Below are 13,658 nucleotides of genomic sequence, written 5' to 3'. Positions count from 1 at the left end.
CACACGAATAAGCCCAGTCATTAAAAATAACCAGGCTTATTACCTCAACTCTAACAGTCAGAGTTTACTGATTGGGCGGAGGCGCCATCAAACCTTCAGGCATTTCCATGTTGTTGGGCACCTGCATCTGCTGCATGACTTGGTTGATAGAATCCCTGATGCTGGCAATCATCGCTTTGTAGCCTTCATCAAAGCCACGATAAAAAGCCTGCTCGGTAGGCTTAACATCATCACCTTCCTGCTTGTAGATAGCAGACTGTTTGCCTTCAGGGTTTTCGCCACTGAAGAAGGCTTCCATGGAAGTGGGAACGGTCAGAGCGACACGACCACCAGCCATATAACCGTCAATGAAGCGCTCTCTCAGAAACGGGTTTTCACTGCTGCCGATACTGGCAGAACGATAGGCATCGTCGGCCTCACACCAGCGATCTTTGTATTCACTGGCTTTATCTTCATCACGGCAGTTGTATTCCAGAACACCCAGCTCTGCAACCACTCGCTGATAGCCTTCGCGGTAGCCCGCTTCATCAGGCTTTTCAGTCTTTCCTTCCAGAGCCTCTCGAGAGACCTGACTGGTTTCCGCTCGACGGGCATCGTTGATACCCTGACGGTAACCTTTCAGATAATTACCAAAGTTGGCAACATTACCAGCCATTGGGCTCTGATCAAAAGCTCCACGTGCCTCACACCATGTCTGCTTGAGCGCATCAGTGGTATCAACAGTGGTGCAATCATAGGCTTCTTCTTCGGCAACCGGACGGGCAGGCTCACCGGTTGAAGGAGCCACCTTCGGACAATCCCGCTTCTCCGAACAGCCCTGAAGCAGTGACAGTAATAAAACAATAGGTACGATACCTGCAAACATTAACCTACGCATTCGACTCTCCTTCCCGAGGGGTAATTGTAATTTCCAACATAAAAACCATTGGCCATCAAGATTGCCATGACTTGAATCCGACAGGGACCTGGCAAAATTTTTTTGCTTTCTTACATCATTAGACGGAGCTGGTTAAATATAGTTCAGAAAAATTGTTATTTTTCTTTTTTAGTCCCTATGGATATATCCGTTTTTAAATCAGCCTCAGGCTCTTTTAGCTGGCACAATGCCGACCAGTCAGAGCTTTGCACAGAAGCTACCAACTCACCCCATTGCTGAAGAGAACAGGTTTTCCCACAGGACAGAGCCAGAGGCTCGTCATTTAATGAAGCCTGAACAGTTCTGTTTGAGGCCGAGAAGCGCAGGGTTAACATACTGGTATAGGGAACATTAGACTCTGCTGGGCTCCCCAGAGCCGTCATCAGGGTCAGTATGTTGCTGTCACTGACAGACAACAGATAGAAGTATTCACAGGTGGTTTTGCCACTTTCAAGACAGCTCTGATACTGCTGATAACGCTGGTCAATCGCCTTCACAAGATACTGGCTGGCCAGCTGGACTATACGCCTGTCTTTGCCCATTTGAGGCATAAACCAGTCAATCAGGTCCTCCAGCTGCTGTTCATCCCGGGGTGTCAGAAAGTCTGGCAGAGGAAGATTATGCAGTTTTCTGATATGCAATGCGTCGGCAAGGCTCATCATGGCGTGGAGTGTTGGCTTGTGCCCTGACTCTTTGGCCCAGAGCCTGATCCTGTCGAGCCCCATTTCTTCTGCCTTCTTTTGCCACAGAGGACTCTTTTGCAGATCGCCAATCAGGGCTTTGTAGCCAGTGCAGGCTTGAGTAAATCCGAGAAAATAATCGTCTTGCAGAGGGTAAGCATAAACCGGTGGAACAGCCGCAAACTCATTGCCTGAGCCTGTTTTGAGGCTGTCGGGGTAAATAGCCTGAAGCATGGTGGTGGCGCACTGGATGGTTCTGTCCAGGCCACGGGCCTGATGATAACTGAGATCCGGATTCCAGCGGGAAGGAAAATCAGCCGGAAGTTGTGTCTGCCTGAAATGCTTACCCGCTTCATAACACTGCTTGAAGCCAGTGTCTGTCATCTCACCGGGCCCCATGGGCCAGAGTTCGGGATTTAAAGGGTACCTTGGACTTCGATCTCCATGGCGCACCAGTGTGACAATGAAGTCATGAGAGTCGCGGTGATTGTCATTGTCGTCAGGCTCTGACTGAGCATGAGCCGTCATTAAAAAACACAATATACCCCAGACCAGAAGACACTCTTTCATTCTTTTATTCCTGATTAATTAAAGAATCAGACAACAGAGCATAGAAAGAAAAGTAACAATTGTTCAGAAAATGCGTCTGGATAGACAAACAATTTCGAGCTTTCAGACTCCCAGTGCATGTTTGATCAACATATCTTTGGCAAAAGGCAGACTATTCGCCCACTTCAGTCCGGTATTCCTCAGCCAGCGAAGACCGATATCGTCAGCGGCAAAGAGGTTCTGTAAACCCTCCATGGACTTCATCATCAACAAATTACTGCCCATTCTTCTGCGCTCATACCGATTCAGGATATGACTGCCAGAAAAGTCATCGCCACGTTCAATAGCACGATTGATTTCTTCAGAGAGAACCTCCACATCCTGCAGCCCAAGGTTCACACCCTGACCCGCCAAAGGATGAATGGTATGGGCTGCGTCACCTGCCAGCACAATTCTATTCCGGTGATATTGGCGGGCGTGTCGCTGCCTGAGAGGAAAGCGAAAACGGGGATCGGCTGAAAGCACCTTCCCGAGCCTGGATTCAAAAGCGCATTCTACAGCCTGACAAAAAGCCTCATCATCCAGGGACTGGACTTCGTCGGCGCCATCGGGAACCAGCGACCAAACGATGGAGCAGAAGTGTTTTTCTCCCCGGCTGGGCATGGGCAGAAACGCCAGAGGCCCGGAAGCCAGAAAGATCTGCCAGGCGGTATCCTGATGATATTGCTCTGTTTCTACGGTGGTGACCACAGCATGATGGAGACAGTCTTTCTGACTGGAAGGAATACCCGAAAGTTTCCTCAGGCGCGACTCGGCCCCATCGGTGGCCACCAACAGACGAGCTTCTATCTTTTCATTGTCCAGCTGCACCTGATGGGGCTCTCCCAGCTGATAGGCAATGGTTGACTGGTTGGGGAAGCATTCAACCCCCGTCTTGGCCAACTGCTCCAGCAGCGCATTGCGAACCACATCGTTTTCAACAATATTTCCAAGCGTCTTAAAACCTGCTGACCTGGCATCAAAGGTGATCTCACCCGTTCCTTCACTGTCCCAGACATACATATGCTGATAGGGCATTGCACGCTGTGAGGTCATAGCTTCCCAGGCTCCCAGTCGCTGGAATAACCGGGAAGAAGCTTCGGTCAGGGCACTGACTCTCGGTGCATAGGGACTGTCAGGAGAGAATGCCTGAGCCGAAAGCGACTGTTGATCGACCAGGGCTATTTTCAGGTCTGTTTTTGACAGCGACAGGGCCAGAGATACCCCAACCATGCCACCACCGGCAATCACCAGATCAAATGATTTCAACCGAGATCTCCTGCTGATACTGTTTTTTCAGCTCAAGGCTTTATTTCTGCTCAAGGCTGTATTTCCGCTAAAGGCTGTATTTCCGCTAAAGGCTGTATTTCCGCTAATGGCTCTGGCAATTAAAAGCCCATCGCCTTTCTGGCAAACCGACCTTTTAATCCCCGGCTCATATCCAGACAGCTTAACCCCAGGTTCCTGGCCAGAATCACCGGCAGCTCCTGTCGGGAAAACAATTTCACCAGACCGTCACAGAAGTCCAGAGTCATCCTCTGATCGATTCTCTGCTCATCGACGTACTGAAGCAAGCGGGACAGATTGCCCGGGGCCATACCCTGTCTGAGTGATTCAGCGATATTCCCGGCCAGAGCCATTGTATCCCTGATGGCCAGGTTATAACCCTGGCCTGCGACAGGATGCATAGCGTGAGCCGCATTGCCCAGAACAACCAGACCCGGTCTGACTTGCTCACGGGCAACACTGAGAGCCAGGGGATAGCTTTCACGCACACCAACTTTGATAAACTCACCAGCACGATAACCAAACTTTTCTTGTAAAGTGATCAGGAAAGTCTCGTCATCCATAGACATTTTGTCGTCAATTTCATCAGACGGCACTGTCCAGACCAGTGCTGAACGATCTCCAGAGAGAGGAAGCAGAGCCATGGGTCCCCTTCCGGCAAAGCGTTCATAGGCTATGCCATTGTGAGGCTTATTCAGGGAAACGTTAGCAATCAGTGCATGCTGCCGGTAGTCATACTGCTTGCGTGAAATACCCAGTTTTGCCATCAAACGGGAACGACCACCATCGGCAAGGACCACAAGCGACGCCATTTTCTCAAAAGATTCATCCCCTTGATTGATAACCACTTTCGTTTCTGAGTCAGGCAGTGGCTGTAAAGATTGAACCTGTGCCGGACTCAGGACGTCTACCTGCCCCTGATCGCGATAAGCTTTCAGCTTTTTGAGCAGCACTTCACCCAGCCGATGGTTTTCAACCACATACCCCAGTGCAGGTACATTTTCTTTCTGATGATTAAGGTGGGTGGCACCAAAATGCCCTCTGTCAGAGACCTGAATATCCAGAATAGGCATGGCAAACGGATCAAGATCGGGCCAGATGCCAAGTTCACCATAGATCAGCCGAGTGCCATAAGAGAGTGCCGAGGCCCTGGCATCATAGCCCGGTGGAGACTTGGGTAGAGCGTCAGGGGAAGTATCCCGCGCTTCGTCAATAGAATGCGTTTCAACCAGCGCTACCTTCAGCCCATGTTCATCGATCGCAGACGCCAGAGCACACAGCAGACTGGCACCCACCAGCCCACCACCAATGATCAGGACATCGTACTTCCCGGTCATCTCTCTCTCCTTTCAACCATGAAAACACTCATCACTTAAGAGGACAACGGTAGCCTTTTTGGTTATCAGTGAATGGTTTTTGTATTACGCTTTGTCGATTTTTCCTGAGACGCCACTTCAGAAAAAATGGTTAAAAGACTCATCCGAACATACTCACTGACGTCTATGAACAAACGTTCAGACTCATCACTGCCATCCGCTTCAGGCCGGATCTGGGCAATTTCCGAGAAATCTCCCAGAACCCCTTCCACTTCCTGACTCAGAGACTGACCGCCAATCACTTCGCCGAAACCGAACAGAAACCCCTGACACCAAAAGCCCAGTGCTTCGGTTCTTTGCTCCAGGGCTTCATCGTCATCTGGCAGAAGCAGAGCAATGGAAAAGTCTGATTGATCAAGCTTTTGCAAGGTTCCCTGATACATGCGCATCAGGAGTTCCTGAAAGCGGCTGTCCAGCTCCTGATCATCCAGTAAACCGGACACCTGGCGGAACCAGGCTTCCACGCCGGGCTGACTGCCTGCAGCAAAGGTACCACAGAGAATGCCATGCAGTTCAGAAGGATGACTTTCACCGCCCAACTCAACCAGACGATCAGCCAGCTCATCAAAGGCGACAAGGTCACGAGCCGCATCATTATTTGTCATTACAATTACCCTGAAAGCCTTACTGGAATGAGCCCGTTGATCACATAACAACCGATCAATAACCGGGTGGATTGAAAAACCGGCAGGAAACCGGATCCCAGTGGCTTTATAAAAAACCCGATGGTCTGTGAGTGTACCAGATTTATCGGTTGGGCAAATCGCAAAGGCATTGTTCTGTCTACTGACAGCCGCTATAGTAGACCCAATAGCTCGGTCCCGGAACCTATGAACGACCACGAACTCACAACTCTGAACCAGAAAATCGATGACCTGGTAGCCATCAGCCTGAAACTGAAAAAAGAGAACCGGCTACTGCGCGCCAAGGAACAAACCTGGCAGGCAGAACGCGCGCAGCTGATGGAGAAGAATGATGTCGCGCGCAGCAAGGTCGAGGCCATGATCAACCGCTTGCGCACTCTGGAGCATGAATCCTGATGGACAGTTCATCCACTACCACCGTCAATATCCTGGACAAAGAATACCTGGTCAGTTGCCCCAAACAGGAAGAAACCAATCTTCATCAGGCAGCCCGACACTTAAATGAACAAATGAAGCAGATCCGTGCGGGTGGCGTGATAGGTGCAGAGCGTATTGCAGTCATGGCGGCACTTAACATCAGTTACGAACTGCTACAGAGCAGGCAGCAAAGCCTGACCGACAATTCCGATGCTCAGGAACAGATCAAACAGATGCTTGGTAAGCTGGATCAGGCGCTCATGTTGATCGAAAGCTAAAACCCCTGACCGCTCTGGCCTGATGGTTCAATGTTGGCAAAAAACCAATTGAGCTATCAGTCAAAAGATCAATAGCAAAAAAAACCTACAGACTTACACGGCATAACCGATATAATTCCGGTCAAGTCTCCCTGGCCTGTTTGCCAGTCATTAAAGACCCGGGCTGATAATACCATAACGGGGATTCCTCGATGATGCTGGAGCGCAGGTCCACCATGCAGTGGAAAGCCCGATTCATCACAGCAATCCCCACCGTTGCTTTAACGGCGACGGGCTTATGTGACAGCGGCAGCTTGGGGAGACTTACTATCATTTGGTACTTGCCGTCTAATATGTTGCAATCCCTCGCCCTGTTTTTACACGACCATGATCGCGTTTTTCTCCGGTAATGGCTGCTTCTGAACAGCCCCTTCACGATTCTAACCCCTCTTACTTTGCTGTAATCTACTTTTAATTAACTCAAGCAGTCCGACCGGACCCCTGTTATAGGCAGTCAGCAGCCCCTCCGGACATCAGCATTACCGGTTAACTATATGCCCAACACCAAACCTCCAACAATCCTGACACAGTGGTCAGGCATCTCCGCGCAGATCCCACAACCCCCGAACCCCCGCCAACAACTTGCCCTCCCCTCACCAACTGCTATCCTCAAACCTCAAACAGTACGGTGTCCCCAAATCGAGGCAGAACGATGGAAAGTTTATACCACACTGACTATCACCAGTGGTTAAAACAACAGCGGGAACTCCTCATTCAAGGTCAATTGGATCAATTGGATATTGAAAACCTGATTGATGAGTTAGAGTTGGGTATTAATCAAAACCTGGATACATTAGAGTCACACCTGATGATCCTGATTACTCACTTATTAAAATGGGATTATCAGGAAAAAGTATTACAAGATCCATGGGTGGACGAATGTGTGAAACATACCTGGATGCCCAGCATTAGAAACCCAAGGGCGAAAATTCGACAATTGATTGAAAAGCCTTCTAATCTAAAACCCCAGATAGATCGTGTTTTGGCTAAGGCTTATTCCATCGGTAAGCAAGATGCCATTGATGAAATGAATGAATACGCTCGCCATGATCACCAAAGGCTCAATCAAAGCAGTTTTCCTGAAGTCTGCCCTTGGAGTTTTGAGCAGGTTATGGATAAATCTTGGCCGGTTTCTAAACACAGCCCCTGAAAGCCAGCCAACAATAAATTGCAGTATGAAGAGTCGCAACCCCTGGTGATTGATGCCTCAATTCAGCGATTCGAGTTTTCCATTGAACTGAGTTGGAAAACTCTGAAAGCATGCCTTGCACAAGAAGGCATCACTGCCAATACGCCCAGAGAATGTATGCAGCAGGCGTACGCCGCCCACTGGTTCGATGACGAAAAAGCGTGGCTGAGTATGTTGAAGGACTACAACCTGACTTCCCATACCTACAAAGAAGATCTGGCATTAGAAATATATCGTCGTTTACCCGGTCATTATCAGGCGATGAAGGCCTTGCATGTTTTTCTGACTAACCACTTTCGCCGCTGACCCAATGAATTGTCTCCACACTGCGGAGACAATTGTGCAGACACTGTCTGCCCAATGCTTCAGTCCCATTTTTGACATCCTCCCCGCCGTGAAGAGGGTGTCGCAAAACTCTAACAACTCGTTCCCACGCTCTGCGTGGGAATGCATACCTCCCCTGAAAAGCGGACTCTGCAGCGCGAGATGGGTATGGGTTCCCACGCTGGAGCATGGGAACCAGAGTTTTGCGACACCCTCTGAACGACGGGGATTCCTTCGGCTAGACGGTCATCCCCGTCCTCAAAGTACGGGGTTTTACGCTCATTCGATAATTTAAAATATTCTATGAGAAATAGCATTGTTAACTTCTGATAACAGTGCACCAACTGACCTGATAGTTTCGTTCGTTTTAACCAGCTTACGGTTGTAGTGATTTTGCATCCACAAGTTAGAATGGATCCTGCCTCTGGCATCATCTACGCGCTGTCTTGCACTATTGTCTCCAGTCAAAGCTAAATGAGTCATATTTAAAGCACCATCAACACTATTAAGTACCATTTGACCCTGACAAAAACTGGCCGATGCTGAGAAGCTCGCAGCTTCTCGTTCTAACTTATTCATTCTGATAACAAGTTCATCTTGAAGTTGAAGAAGCATAGAGGCGTCGTGGTGATTTTGATAAAGGGTTTTCGCCAGATTGAGACGAGTTCTATCTTCAAGATCATCAACACCCAATTTATTATTAAGCTGAGTTGCGGCTCTGAATCCATCTTCGATAGTCTTTTTATTGTAATAAGGTTTAGTAGCAGCATTTATAGCCTGTTTCAGAATATCATTTTCAAGTTTACTCTTAATTTGGTGCGCACGAGTTTCATTAAATTTCATACCCGGTGTAACTAACCGTTTAAATGCGTCAGCAACTGCACCAACCATACGGCTAAAAATATTTTTCCTACCTGTTTCGGCTGTGACATTGACATTAACAAATCTGCCTTTATCGTTACTTTCGTGGACATAAACAGTGTAAGCTCTTTCTGCTTCCTCAGAGTAAAAGGTTACTTTTTCACCTCTAAACTTACCAGCTTCGTTAATTAGTGTTTCATCAGCCATGCTATTTTTCCATGACTTGATGTGAAAGGTATTTGCTAGTGGACATCCCTGTATATTCATACGAATTACCTCCGTGGCAGTTAATATTTTTTAAAAGATATAGAAAATTCACCCTGACTATAATGACAACTCAGTTAGCAACACTGACAATTGTTGGAAACAGCCGGGGTCATAAGGAAATTGGTGTCATTCATTTTTCCGCTCATTCGACTCTGGTCTTTTTCAACTCGTTCCCTCGCTCTGCGTGGGAATGCATACCTCCCCTGAAAAGTGGACTCTGCAGCGCGAGATAGGTATGGGTTGCCAAGCTGGGACCCACAGGGCCTGAAAGCATGGAAACCAGAGTTTTGCGACACCCTCTTAAGGCAGGAGTTTTGTGATATTGCAGGTGCGTACCGAAAGCCGGTTTTATGGTCAAGATCGTACTTTGCTGGGAGCTGCGGCGGAGCCCCTCTGGAGGTAATTAAACAATACATAGAGAACCAGAATCAACCCCAAGGAGCTGAATGAAATTCACCTCCCGCCTAGCTCGGCGGGAGCACTCTTTCAAGCGTAGGTAAGGTATTCAGCTGAATGAAAGAAACGCAACTCACAAAAAAAGCCGATCCACTGTGACCGGCTTTCCAAGAAAACGTGTTCCAGAATAAATCAGGACTTTTGTTTTGGCTTTACGTACAGCACCAGGTTGTGGTCAACAATCTCGTAGCCGTGCTTATCAGCAATCTCTTTTTGACGACGCTCAATATCTTCATCGATAAACTCGATGATCTCACCGCTTTCCATACAGACCATATGATCGTGATGCTCACCTCTCGCCAGCTCGAACACCGAGTGCCCGCTGTCAAAGTTGTGCCTGATCACCAGACCGGCCCCTTCAAACTGGGTCAGCACCCGGTAGACGGTAGCCAGACCGACATCTTCTTCTGCTCCGAGGAGTGCCTTGTAGACATCCTCCGCACTCATATGAAGGCCCTGAGAGCTTTCAAGAATCTGAAGGATTTTGACACGAGGCAGCGTGACCTTCAGACCCGCTTTGCGCAACTCTTGATTTTCCAACACGTTTCCCTAACCTTTAGCATTTAGCAGGTAATCCCTGCTATTATCACACTTTTAAACCGAACATTCATTTTCGAAGAAGATAGTGGAAGTCTGAAACCGATGCAAAAACGTCCAGCCCTGACCACCGTTGTTCTCAGTGCCGCTGCTCTTCTGGCTGGGTGTGCCAGTTCAACAGACAGTGGCTCCAAACTCATCAGCTTCCCCGGTGTTTACAAGGTCGACATCCAGCAGGGTAATGTCATTACCCAGGAAATGGTCGATCAACTTCGTCCGGGAATGACCCGTAACCAGGTCCAGTATGTTATGGGCACCCCTCTTATGGAAGACGCCTTCAACCGGGACCGCTGGGATTATATTTCCAGTCTTCAGCCTGGCGGCGAACAGCGCACCCAGCAAACCCTGACTATCTTCTTCAAGGACGACACACTTACCTCTATTGAAGGAGACTTTCGTCCCGGTGCAGGTAAAACACCTTAAGACCGCTTTGTTGACTGGAAGAGCAGCTCACCCTCAGGATGCAGCTGCTTCTTTCTTGAGTTTTGCTGACTCCGCACGCTTCTTGCGCACTTCTTTCGGATCAGCTATCAATGGTCGATAAATTTCTATCCGGTCACCTTCTTTCACTGCCTGATCGGCAGGTCTGATAACCGCTTTGCCAAAGATGCCCAGTTTAACAGAGTCCCAATCAATCTCAGAAAAAATCGACTTCATCCCGGATTGTCTGGCAGCATCAAGTACTGAAGTACCTTCTTTAACATCTACAGTCAGGATTCGGTAATCATCCGGCTTGGCGTAAGCCACTTCAACGCTTACTCTGGAATCTTCCCCCGGCTCCGACCGGTTATTGTTTTCAGCCATAAAGCTGCTCCGCTCTTTGACAGAAGGCGTCAACCATTTTATTCATTGCCTTATTGAACACTGCACCGACTGTAGCTCTGAGCACCGGGTTGGATATTTCGAAATCCAGCTCCAGAGATACCTTGCAGCCTTCATTGCCCAACGGTTTGAATGTCCAGAGCCCATTCAGCTTTGAAAAAGGCCCCTTCAGCAATGACATTTCAATAGACCGATTTTCCACCATTCGGTTCCTTGTGGAAAACTCATAACCCAGACTCCCTTTTGACAGTTCAAGAGCGGCTTCCAGCACTTCCCCTTCCTGCTTCAGTATTCTGGCCCCTGAACACCAGGGTAGAAACTCAGGATAACCTTCAACATCAGCCACCAGCGGATACATTTTTTCTACTGGCTGCATGATCAGGGCTGAACGGGAAACTCTTGGCATGACACACTGCAAATTTACAAAACAAGGGCCCGCGAGCATACCATATTGTCAAAGTTTTTGCTTTCAGGACTCTGCAGGAAGGACAGTGTAACTGAGCATCAGAAGGTGTGGGAGGAGCGTAGCCCCATAGCTACGCTCTGCGTCGATTATGATTTAAACAGGCTTCAAATCATTTCAGCGCTGTGTACAGAATCAGAGCTACCGCTACGGGCACAATAATACGAACGGCAACGCGCCATACATTGAACAGACCAACGCTCATAGCCAGTTCGTTAGACATAACAGAACGCTTAATAATCCAGCCAGCAAAGATCGCTGTCAAAGCACCACCGAGAGGCAACAGGAAAACGTCGGTCATGTAACCCGCCAGGTCAAAGATAGTCTTGTCGAAGAACTTGACGTCGGCCCAGATGTTAAAGGAGAACACAGAGCCCAGACCAACCAGCCAGATAGCACCGCCAATCAACCAGGTCGCCAGTACACGATTGATAGCGAAGCGCTCAGTCACCCAGGACAGAGAAGGCTCAATCAGGGAGATGGCTGAACTCAGGGCAGCGATACCTACCAGCGTGAAGAATATGAAGCCCAGAATCGATCCGCCAGTGATATTAGCGAAGGCAGAGGTCAGGGAAACAAACAGCAGGCCGGGGCCGGCAGAAGGCTCAAGACCATGAGCGTAAACAATCGGGAATACGATCAGACCAGATATGATGGCCATGAGGGTATCCAGGAATGCAACATTCAGAGCTGTACGCGGAATAGAGTTATTAGCAGGCATGTAGGCACCGTACGCCATCAGGGCACACATACCCAGACTCAGGGTAAAGAAGGCCTGACCCATTGCCGCCGCAACCGCTTCGCCGGTAATCTTGCTGAAATCCACATCGAACATGAAGTGGAAACCACGCATAAATTCACCGGTGGCCAGAATACTGTAGCCCAACATGGCAAACAACAGGACGAACAGCGTTGGCATCATAACCTGAAGACCTTTTTCCAGACCTTTATGAACACCACGAGCGGTTATCAGAACAGTGATAACCATAAACAGGGTGTGCCACAGAATCTGTCTTGGCGCCGAGGCCGTCAGAGCTTCAAACTCACCGCCAATCTGATCAGCTGACATACCATTGAAGACACCTGTCAACAGATCCCAGGCGTATGACAGCGCCCAGCCGGCTACTACGCTGTAGAAGGTCAGAATGATGAAGCCGGTGACCATCCCCATCCAGCCAATCACTTCCCAGCCACGAAAGACACCTGCGTCGCTGGTCAGTTTACGCATGGCATTCAGGGGGCTCAGGCGGGTTGAACGACCAATGGCCGTTTCAGCCATCAGCAAAGGAATACCTACCAGAGCGATACACAGCAGATAAACCAGAACAAAGGCGCCACCGCCGTACTGACCGGCAATGTATGGGAATTTCCAGATATTCCCCAGACCAATGGCAGAGCCGGCCGCAGCCAGCATAAATGTCCAACGGTTGTTCCAGGTTTTGCGCGAGGTTGTCGGGTTTTGTCCTGACATGAGACTCCTCAATGATATACAACAAAATTCTTATCGAGTGAAACCTTCATGCAGAGTGCTGCAAGGATAATTCAAACAACACTGCATTTAATTGCAAGCCGCCCGGACTATTCAGTCTCGAATCAGACAGTCAGGAAAAGGAGCTCAAACGACAACCAGCTTGAAGAAGAGAGTAGAGTCATTACTTACAGCCAGAGGCACAAATAACAGCCCACTCAACACCGGATAAAGCAGCTACCATAAAGCTTTCACTGGAGCATGAGGGCGACGCTGAGCATTGTATCGGTTTAATTTCTCACCTCAACCACTTTTTCCTACAATCACCACAAAAAAAGAAATATCCTCCAAAATAATTTACAGCCCAGAATATTTAACCTAAACAATGTAAATCCCGGACAAATACGAAAAATCGTCAGGAACTTGAATAAGTAAGAGTCATAAGCAACGACTGGTTTTATACTCCATCCACGTTATAATCCGCGCATGGCTAAAAGATCGAAAAAAAGCGGTAAAGGCGACTCCTCCATTGTCGTCAACAAAAAGGCCCGTCATGACTACCATATAGATGAGTCATTTGAAGCGGGACTGTCACTGGCAGGCTGGGAAGTCAAAAGCCTTCGCATGGGCAAAGTACAGCTGGTAGACAGCTACGTTCTGCTCAAAGATGGCGAAGCCTGGTTGATTGGTGCCCAGATCACTCCATTGGATACGGCATCCACCCATGTGGTGGCAGATCCTCTGCGCGACCGCAAACTGCTGTTGCACAGAAGAGAGCTAGCCAAGCTGTTCTCGGAAACTCAACAGAAAGGTCATACCTGTATCGCTACCAAGCTCTACTGGAAAGGCCACCTGGTCAAATGTCAGGTAGCCCTCGCCCGAGGCAAGAAAGAGTTCGACAAGCGAGCCGCCACCAAAGAGCGCGAGTGGAATATTGAAAAGCAGCGGGTTATGCATCGGGGGTGAAAGGTTAAACTTTTCAGAAT

General features: G+C 48.8%; 16 protein-coding genes, 1 other RNA gene and 1 pseudogene. 8 read left to right on the top strand and 10 right to left on the bottom strand.

Going from position 1 to position 13,658, the window contains the following annotated elements:
• Nucleotides 1-64 precede the first annotated feature (64 nt).
• The 5 genes from ACOMG9_RS03445 to ACOMG9_RS03425 all read right to left on the bottom strand — a co-directional run bounded on the left by ACOMG9_RS03445 (nucleotide 65) and on the right by ACOMG9_RS03425 (nucleotide 5,452).
• Nucleotides 65-877: a hypothetical protein gene (locus tag ACOMG9_RS03445; protein ID WP_494529762.1), complete on the bottom strand. Its 813-nt coding sequence runs from the start codon at nucleotides 875-877 to the stop codon at nucleotides 65-67.
• Between the two features lie 155 nt (nucleotides 878-1,032).
• On the bottom strand, nucleotides 1,033-2,166 hold the full coding sequence (locus ACOMG9_RS03440; RefSeq protein WP_494529761.1) for a histidine phosphatase family protein: 1,134 nt from the start codon (nucleotides 2,164-2,166) through the stop codon (nucleotides 1,033-1,035).
• 102 nt (nucleotides 2,167-2,268) lie between these two features.
• Nucleotides 2,269-3,453, bottom strand: a complete 1,185-nt coding sequence (locus ACOMG9_RS03435) for an FAD-dependent monooxygenase (protein WP_448215773.1) — start codon at nucleotides 3,451-3,453, stop codon at nucleotides 2,269-2,271.
• Nucleotides 3,454-3,572: 119 nt separating this feature from the next.
• Entirely contained in the window at nucleotides 3,573-4,808 is a 1,236-nt protein-coding gene (gene ubiH, locus ACOMG9_RS03430) for a 2-octaprenyl-6-methoxyphenyl hydroxylase (protein ID WP_448215772.1), read from the bottom strand.
• Nucleotides 4,809-4,873: 65 nt separating this feature from the next.
• On the bottom strand, nucleotides 4,874-5,452 hold the full coding sequence (locus ACOMG9_RS03425) for a UPF0149 family protein (protein WP_422412877.1): 579 nt from the start codon (nucleotides 5,450-5,452) through the stop codon (nucleotides 4,874-4,876).
• Between the two features lie 225 nt (nucleotides 5,453-5,677).
• Between ACOMG9_RS03425 and ACOMG9_RS03420 the strand changes: the two genes are divergently transcribed.
• From ACOMG9_RS03420 to ACOMG9_RS03400, 5 genes are all read left to right on the top strand, one after another.
• Nucleotides 5,678-5,887: a TIGR02449 family protein gene (locus ACOMG9_RS03420; protein WP_422139915.1), complete on the top strand. Its 210-nt coding sequence runs from the start codon at nucleotides 5,678-5,680 to the stop codon at nucleotides 5,885-5,887.
• Complete coding sequence (locus tag ACOMG9_RS03415) at nucleotides 5,887-6,186, top strand: cell division protein ZapA (protein ID WP_422136950.1); 300 nt, start codon at nucleotides 5,887-5,889, stop codon at nucleotides 6,184-6,186. Before ACOMG9_RS03420 ends, ACOMG9_RS03415 begins: the two co-directional genes overlap by 1 nt.
• Nucleotides 6,187-6,311: 125 nt before the next feature.
• Nucleotides 6,312-6,490: non-coding RNA, 6S RNA (gene ssrS / locus ACOMG9_RS03410), on the top strand.
• 387 nt (nucleotides 6,491-6,877) lie between these two features.
• The gene (locus tag ACOMG9_RS03405) at nucleotides 6,878-7,375 is read left to right on the top strand and encodes a DUF29 domain-containing protein (protein WP_448215771.1); all 498 of its coding nucleotides are present in this window, start codon (nucleotides 6,878-6,880) and stop codon (nucleotides 7,373-7,375) included.
• An 18-nt stretch (nucleotides 7,376-7,393) separates the two neighbouring features.
• Nucleotides 7,394-7,720, top strand: coding sequence for an HI0074 family nucleotidyltransferase substrate-binding subunit (locus ACOMG9_RS03400; RefSeq protein WP_448215770.1), 327 nt, complete (start codon nucleotides 7,394-7,396; stop codon nucleotides 7,718-7,720).
• Between the two features lie 309 nt (nucleotides 7,721-8,029).
• On the opposite strand, the gene ACOMG9_RS03395 is transcribed toward ACOMG9_RS03400, so the two are convergent.
• Nucleotides 8,030-8,806, bottom strand: coding sequence for a hypothetical protein (locus ACOMG9_RS03395; protein ID WP_448215769.1), 777 nt, complete (start codon nucleotides 8,804-8,806; stop codon nucleotides 8,030-8,032).
• 360 nt (nucleotides 8,807-9,166) lie between these two features.
• On the opposite strand from ACOMG9_RS03395, the pseudogene ACOMG9_RS03390 reads away from it, so the two are divergent.
• Nucleotides 9,167-9,316 (top strand): annotated as a pseudogene (locus tag ACOMG9_RS03390) (transposase); the annotation flags it as partial.
• Nucleotides 9,317-9,454: 138 nt separating this feature from the next.
• Here the strand turns inward: ACOMG9_RS03390 and fur are convergent.
• Nucleotides 9,455-9,862, bottom strand: coding sequence for a ferric iron uptake transcriptional regulator (gene fur / locus ACOMG9_RS03385; RefSeq protein WP_422137071.1), 408 nt, complete (start codon nucleotides 9,860-9,862; stop codon nucleotides 9,455-9,457).
• A gap of 102 nt (nucleotides 9,863-9,964) precedes the next feature.
• Between fur and ACOMG9_RS03380 the strand changes: the two genes are divergently transcribed.
• The gene (locus ACOMG9_RS03380; RefSeq protein WP_494529760.1) at nucleotides 9,965-10,342 is read left to right on the top strand and encodes an outer membrane protein assembly factor BamE; all 378 of its coding nucleotides are present in this window, start codon (nucleotides 9,965-9,967) and stop codon (nucleotides 10,340-10,342) included.
• 33 nt (nucleotides 10,343-10,375) lie between these two features.
• Here the strand turns inward: ACOMG9_RS03380 and ACOMG9_RS03375 are convergent, their stop codons facing one another.
• From ACOMG9_RS03375 to ACOMG9_RS03365, 3 genes are all read right to left on the bottom strand, one after another.
• Nucleotides 10,376-10,723 carry an RnfH family protein gene (locus ACOMG9_RS03375; protein ID WP_448215768.1) on the bottom strand — a complete coding sequence of 116 codons (348 nt, stop codon included), beginning with the start codon at nucleotides 10,721-10,723 and terminating at the stop codon, nucleotides 10,376-10,378.
• Nucleotides 10,716-11,147 carry a type II toxin-antitoxin system RatA family toxin gene (locus ACOMG9_RS03370; RefSeq protein ID WP_422136945.1) on the bottom strand — a complete coding sequence of 144 codons (432 nt, stop codon included), beginning with the start codon at nucleotides 11,145-11,147 and terminating at the stop codon, nucleotides 10,716-10,718. The genes ACOMG9_RS03375 and ACOMG9_RS03370 overlap by 8 nt, the downstream gene beginning before the upstream one ends.
• A gap of 169 nt (nucleotides 11,148-11,316) precedes the next feature.
• A complete protein-coding gene (locus ACOMG9_RS03365) occupies nucleotides 11,317-12,675 on the bottom strand; it encodes a sodium-dependent transporter (protein ID WP_422139910.1) in 1,359 nt (452 codons plus the stop codon).
• Nucleotides 12,676-13,158: 483 nt separating this feature from the next.
• Here ACOMG9_RS03365 and smpB point away from each other — a divergent pair, with 483 nt between their 5' ends.
• Entirely contained in the window at nucleotides 13,159-13,638 is a 480-nt protein-coding gene (smpB, locus tag ACOMG9_RS03360; RefSeq protein WP_252177135.1) for an SsrA-binding protein SmpB, read from the top strand.
• The last annotated feature ends 20 nt before the right edge of the window (nucleotides 13,639-13,658 follow it).

The sequence above is a fragment of the Endozoicomonas sp. PH6C genome, assembly GCF_059322965.1.
Note: the sequence above shows the minus strand (reverse complement) of the source record. Positions and strands in the feature narration are given on the sequence as shown.

Bases quoted from the DNA above. Each gene is read 5' to 3' on its own strand.
- ACOMG9_RS03420 (WP_422139915.1), top strand. From the start codon at position 5,678: ATGAACGACCACGAACTCACAACTCTGAACCAGAAAATCGATGACCTG.
- ACOMG9_RS03370 (WP_422136945.1), bottom strand. From the start codon at position 11,147: ATGCCAAGAGTTTCCCGTTCAGCCCTGATCATGCAGCCAGTAGAAAAA.
- ACOMG9_RS03380 (WP_494529760.1), top strand. From the start codon at position 9,965: ATGCAAAAACGTCCAGCCCTGACCACCGTTGTTCTCAGTGCCGCTGCT.
- ACOMG9_RS03375 (WP_448215768.1), bottom strand. From the start codon at position 10,723: ATGGCTGAAAACAATAACCGGTCGGAGCCGGGGGAAGATTCCAGAGTA.
- smpB (WP_252177135.1), top strand. From the start codon at position 13,159: ATGGCTAAAAGATCGAAAAAAAGCGGTAAAGGCGACTCCTCCATTGTC.
- ACOMG9_RS03405 (WP_448215771.1), top strand. From the start codon at position 6,878: ATGGAAAGTTTATACCACACTGACTATCACCAGTGGTTAAAACAACAG.
- ACOMG9_RS03415 (WP_422136950.1), top strand. From the start codon at position 5,887: ATGGACAGTTCATCCACTACCACCGTCAATATCCTGGACAAAGAATAC.
- ACOMG9_RS03425 (WP_422412877.1), bottom strand. From the start codon at position 5,452: ATGACAAATAATGATGCGGCTCGTGACCTTGTCGCCTTTGATGAGCTG.
- ACOMG9_RS03365 (WP_422139910.1), bottom strand. From the start codon at position 12,675: ATGTCAGGACAAAACCCGACAACCTCGCGCAAAACCTGGAACAACCGT.
- ACOMG9_RS03395 (WP_448215769.1), bottom strand. From the start codon at position 8,806: ATGGCTGATGAAACACTAATTAACGAAGCTGGTAAGTTTAGAGGTGAA.
- ubiH (WP_448215772.1), bottom strand. From the start codon at position 4,808: ATGACCGGGAAGTACGATGTCCTGATCATTGGTGGTGGGCTGGTGGGT.
- ACOMG9_RS03440 (WP_494529761.1), bottom strand. From the start codon at position 2,166: ATGAAAGAGTGTCTTCTGGTCTGGGGTATATTGTGTTTTTTAATGACG.
- ACOMG9_RS03445 (WP_494529762.1), bottom strand. From the start codon at position 877: ATGCGTAGGTTAATGTTTGCAGGTATCGTACCTATTGTTTTATTACTG.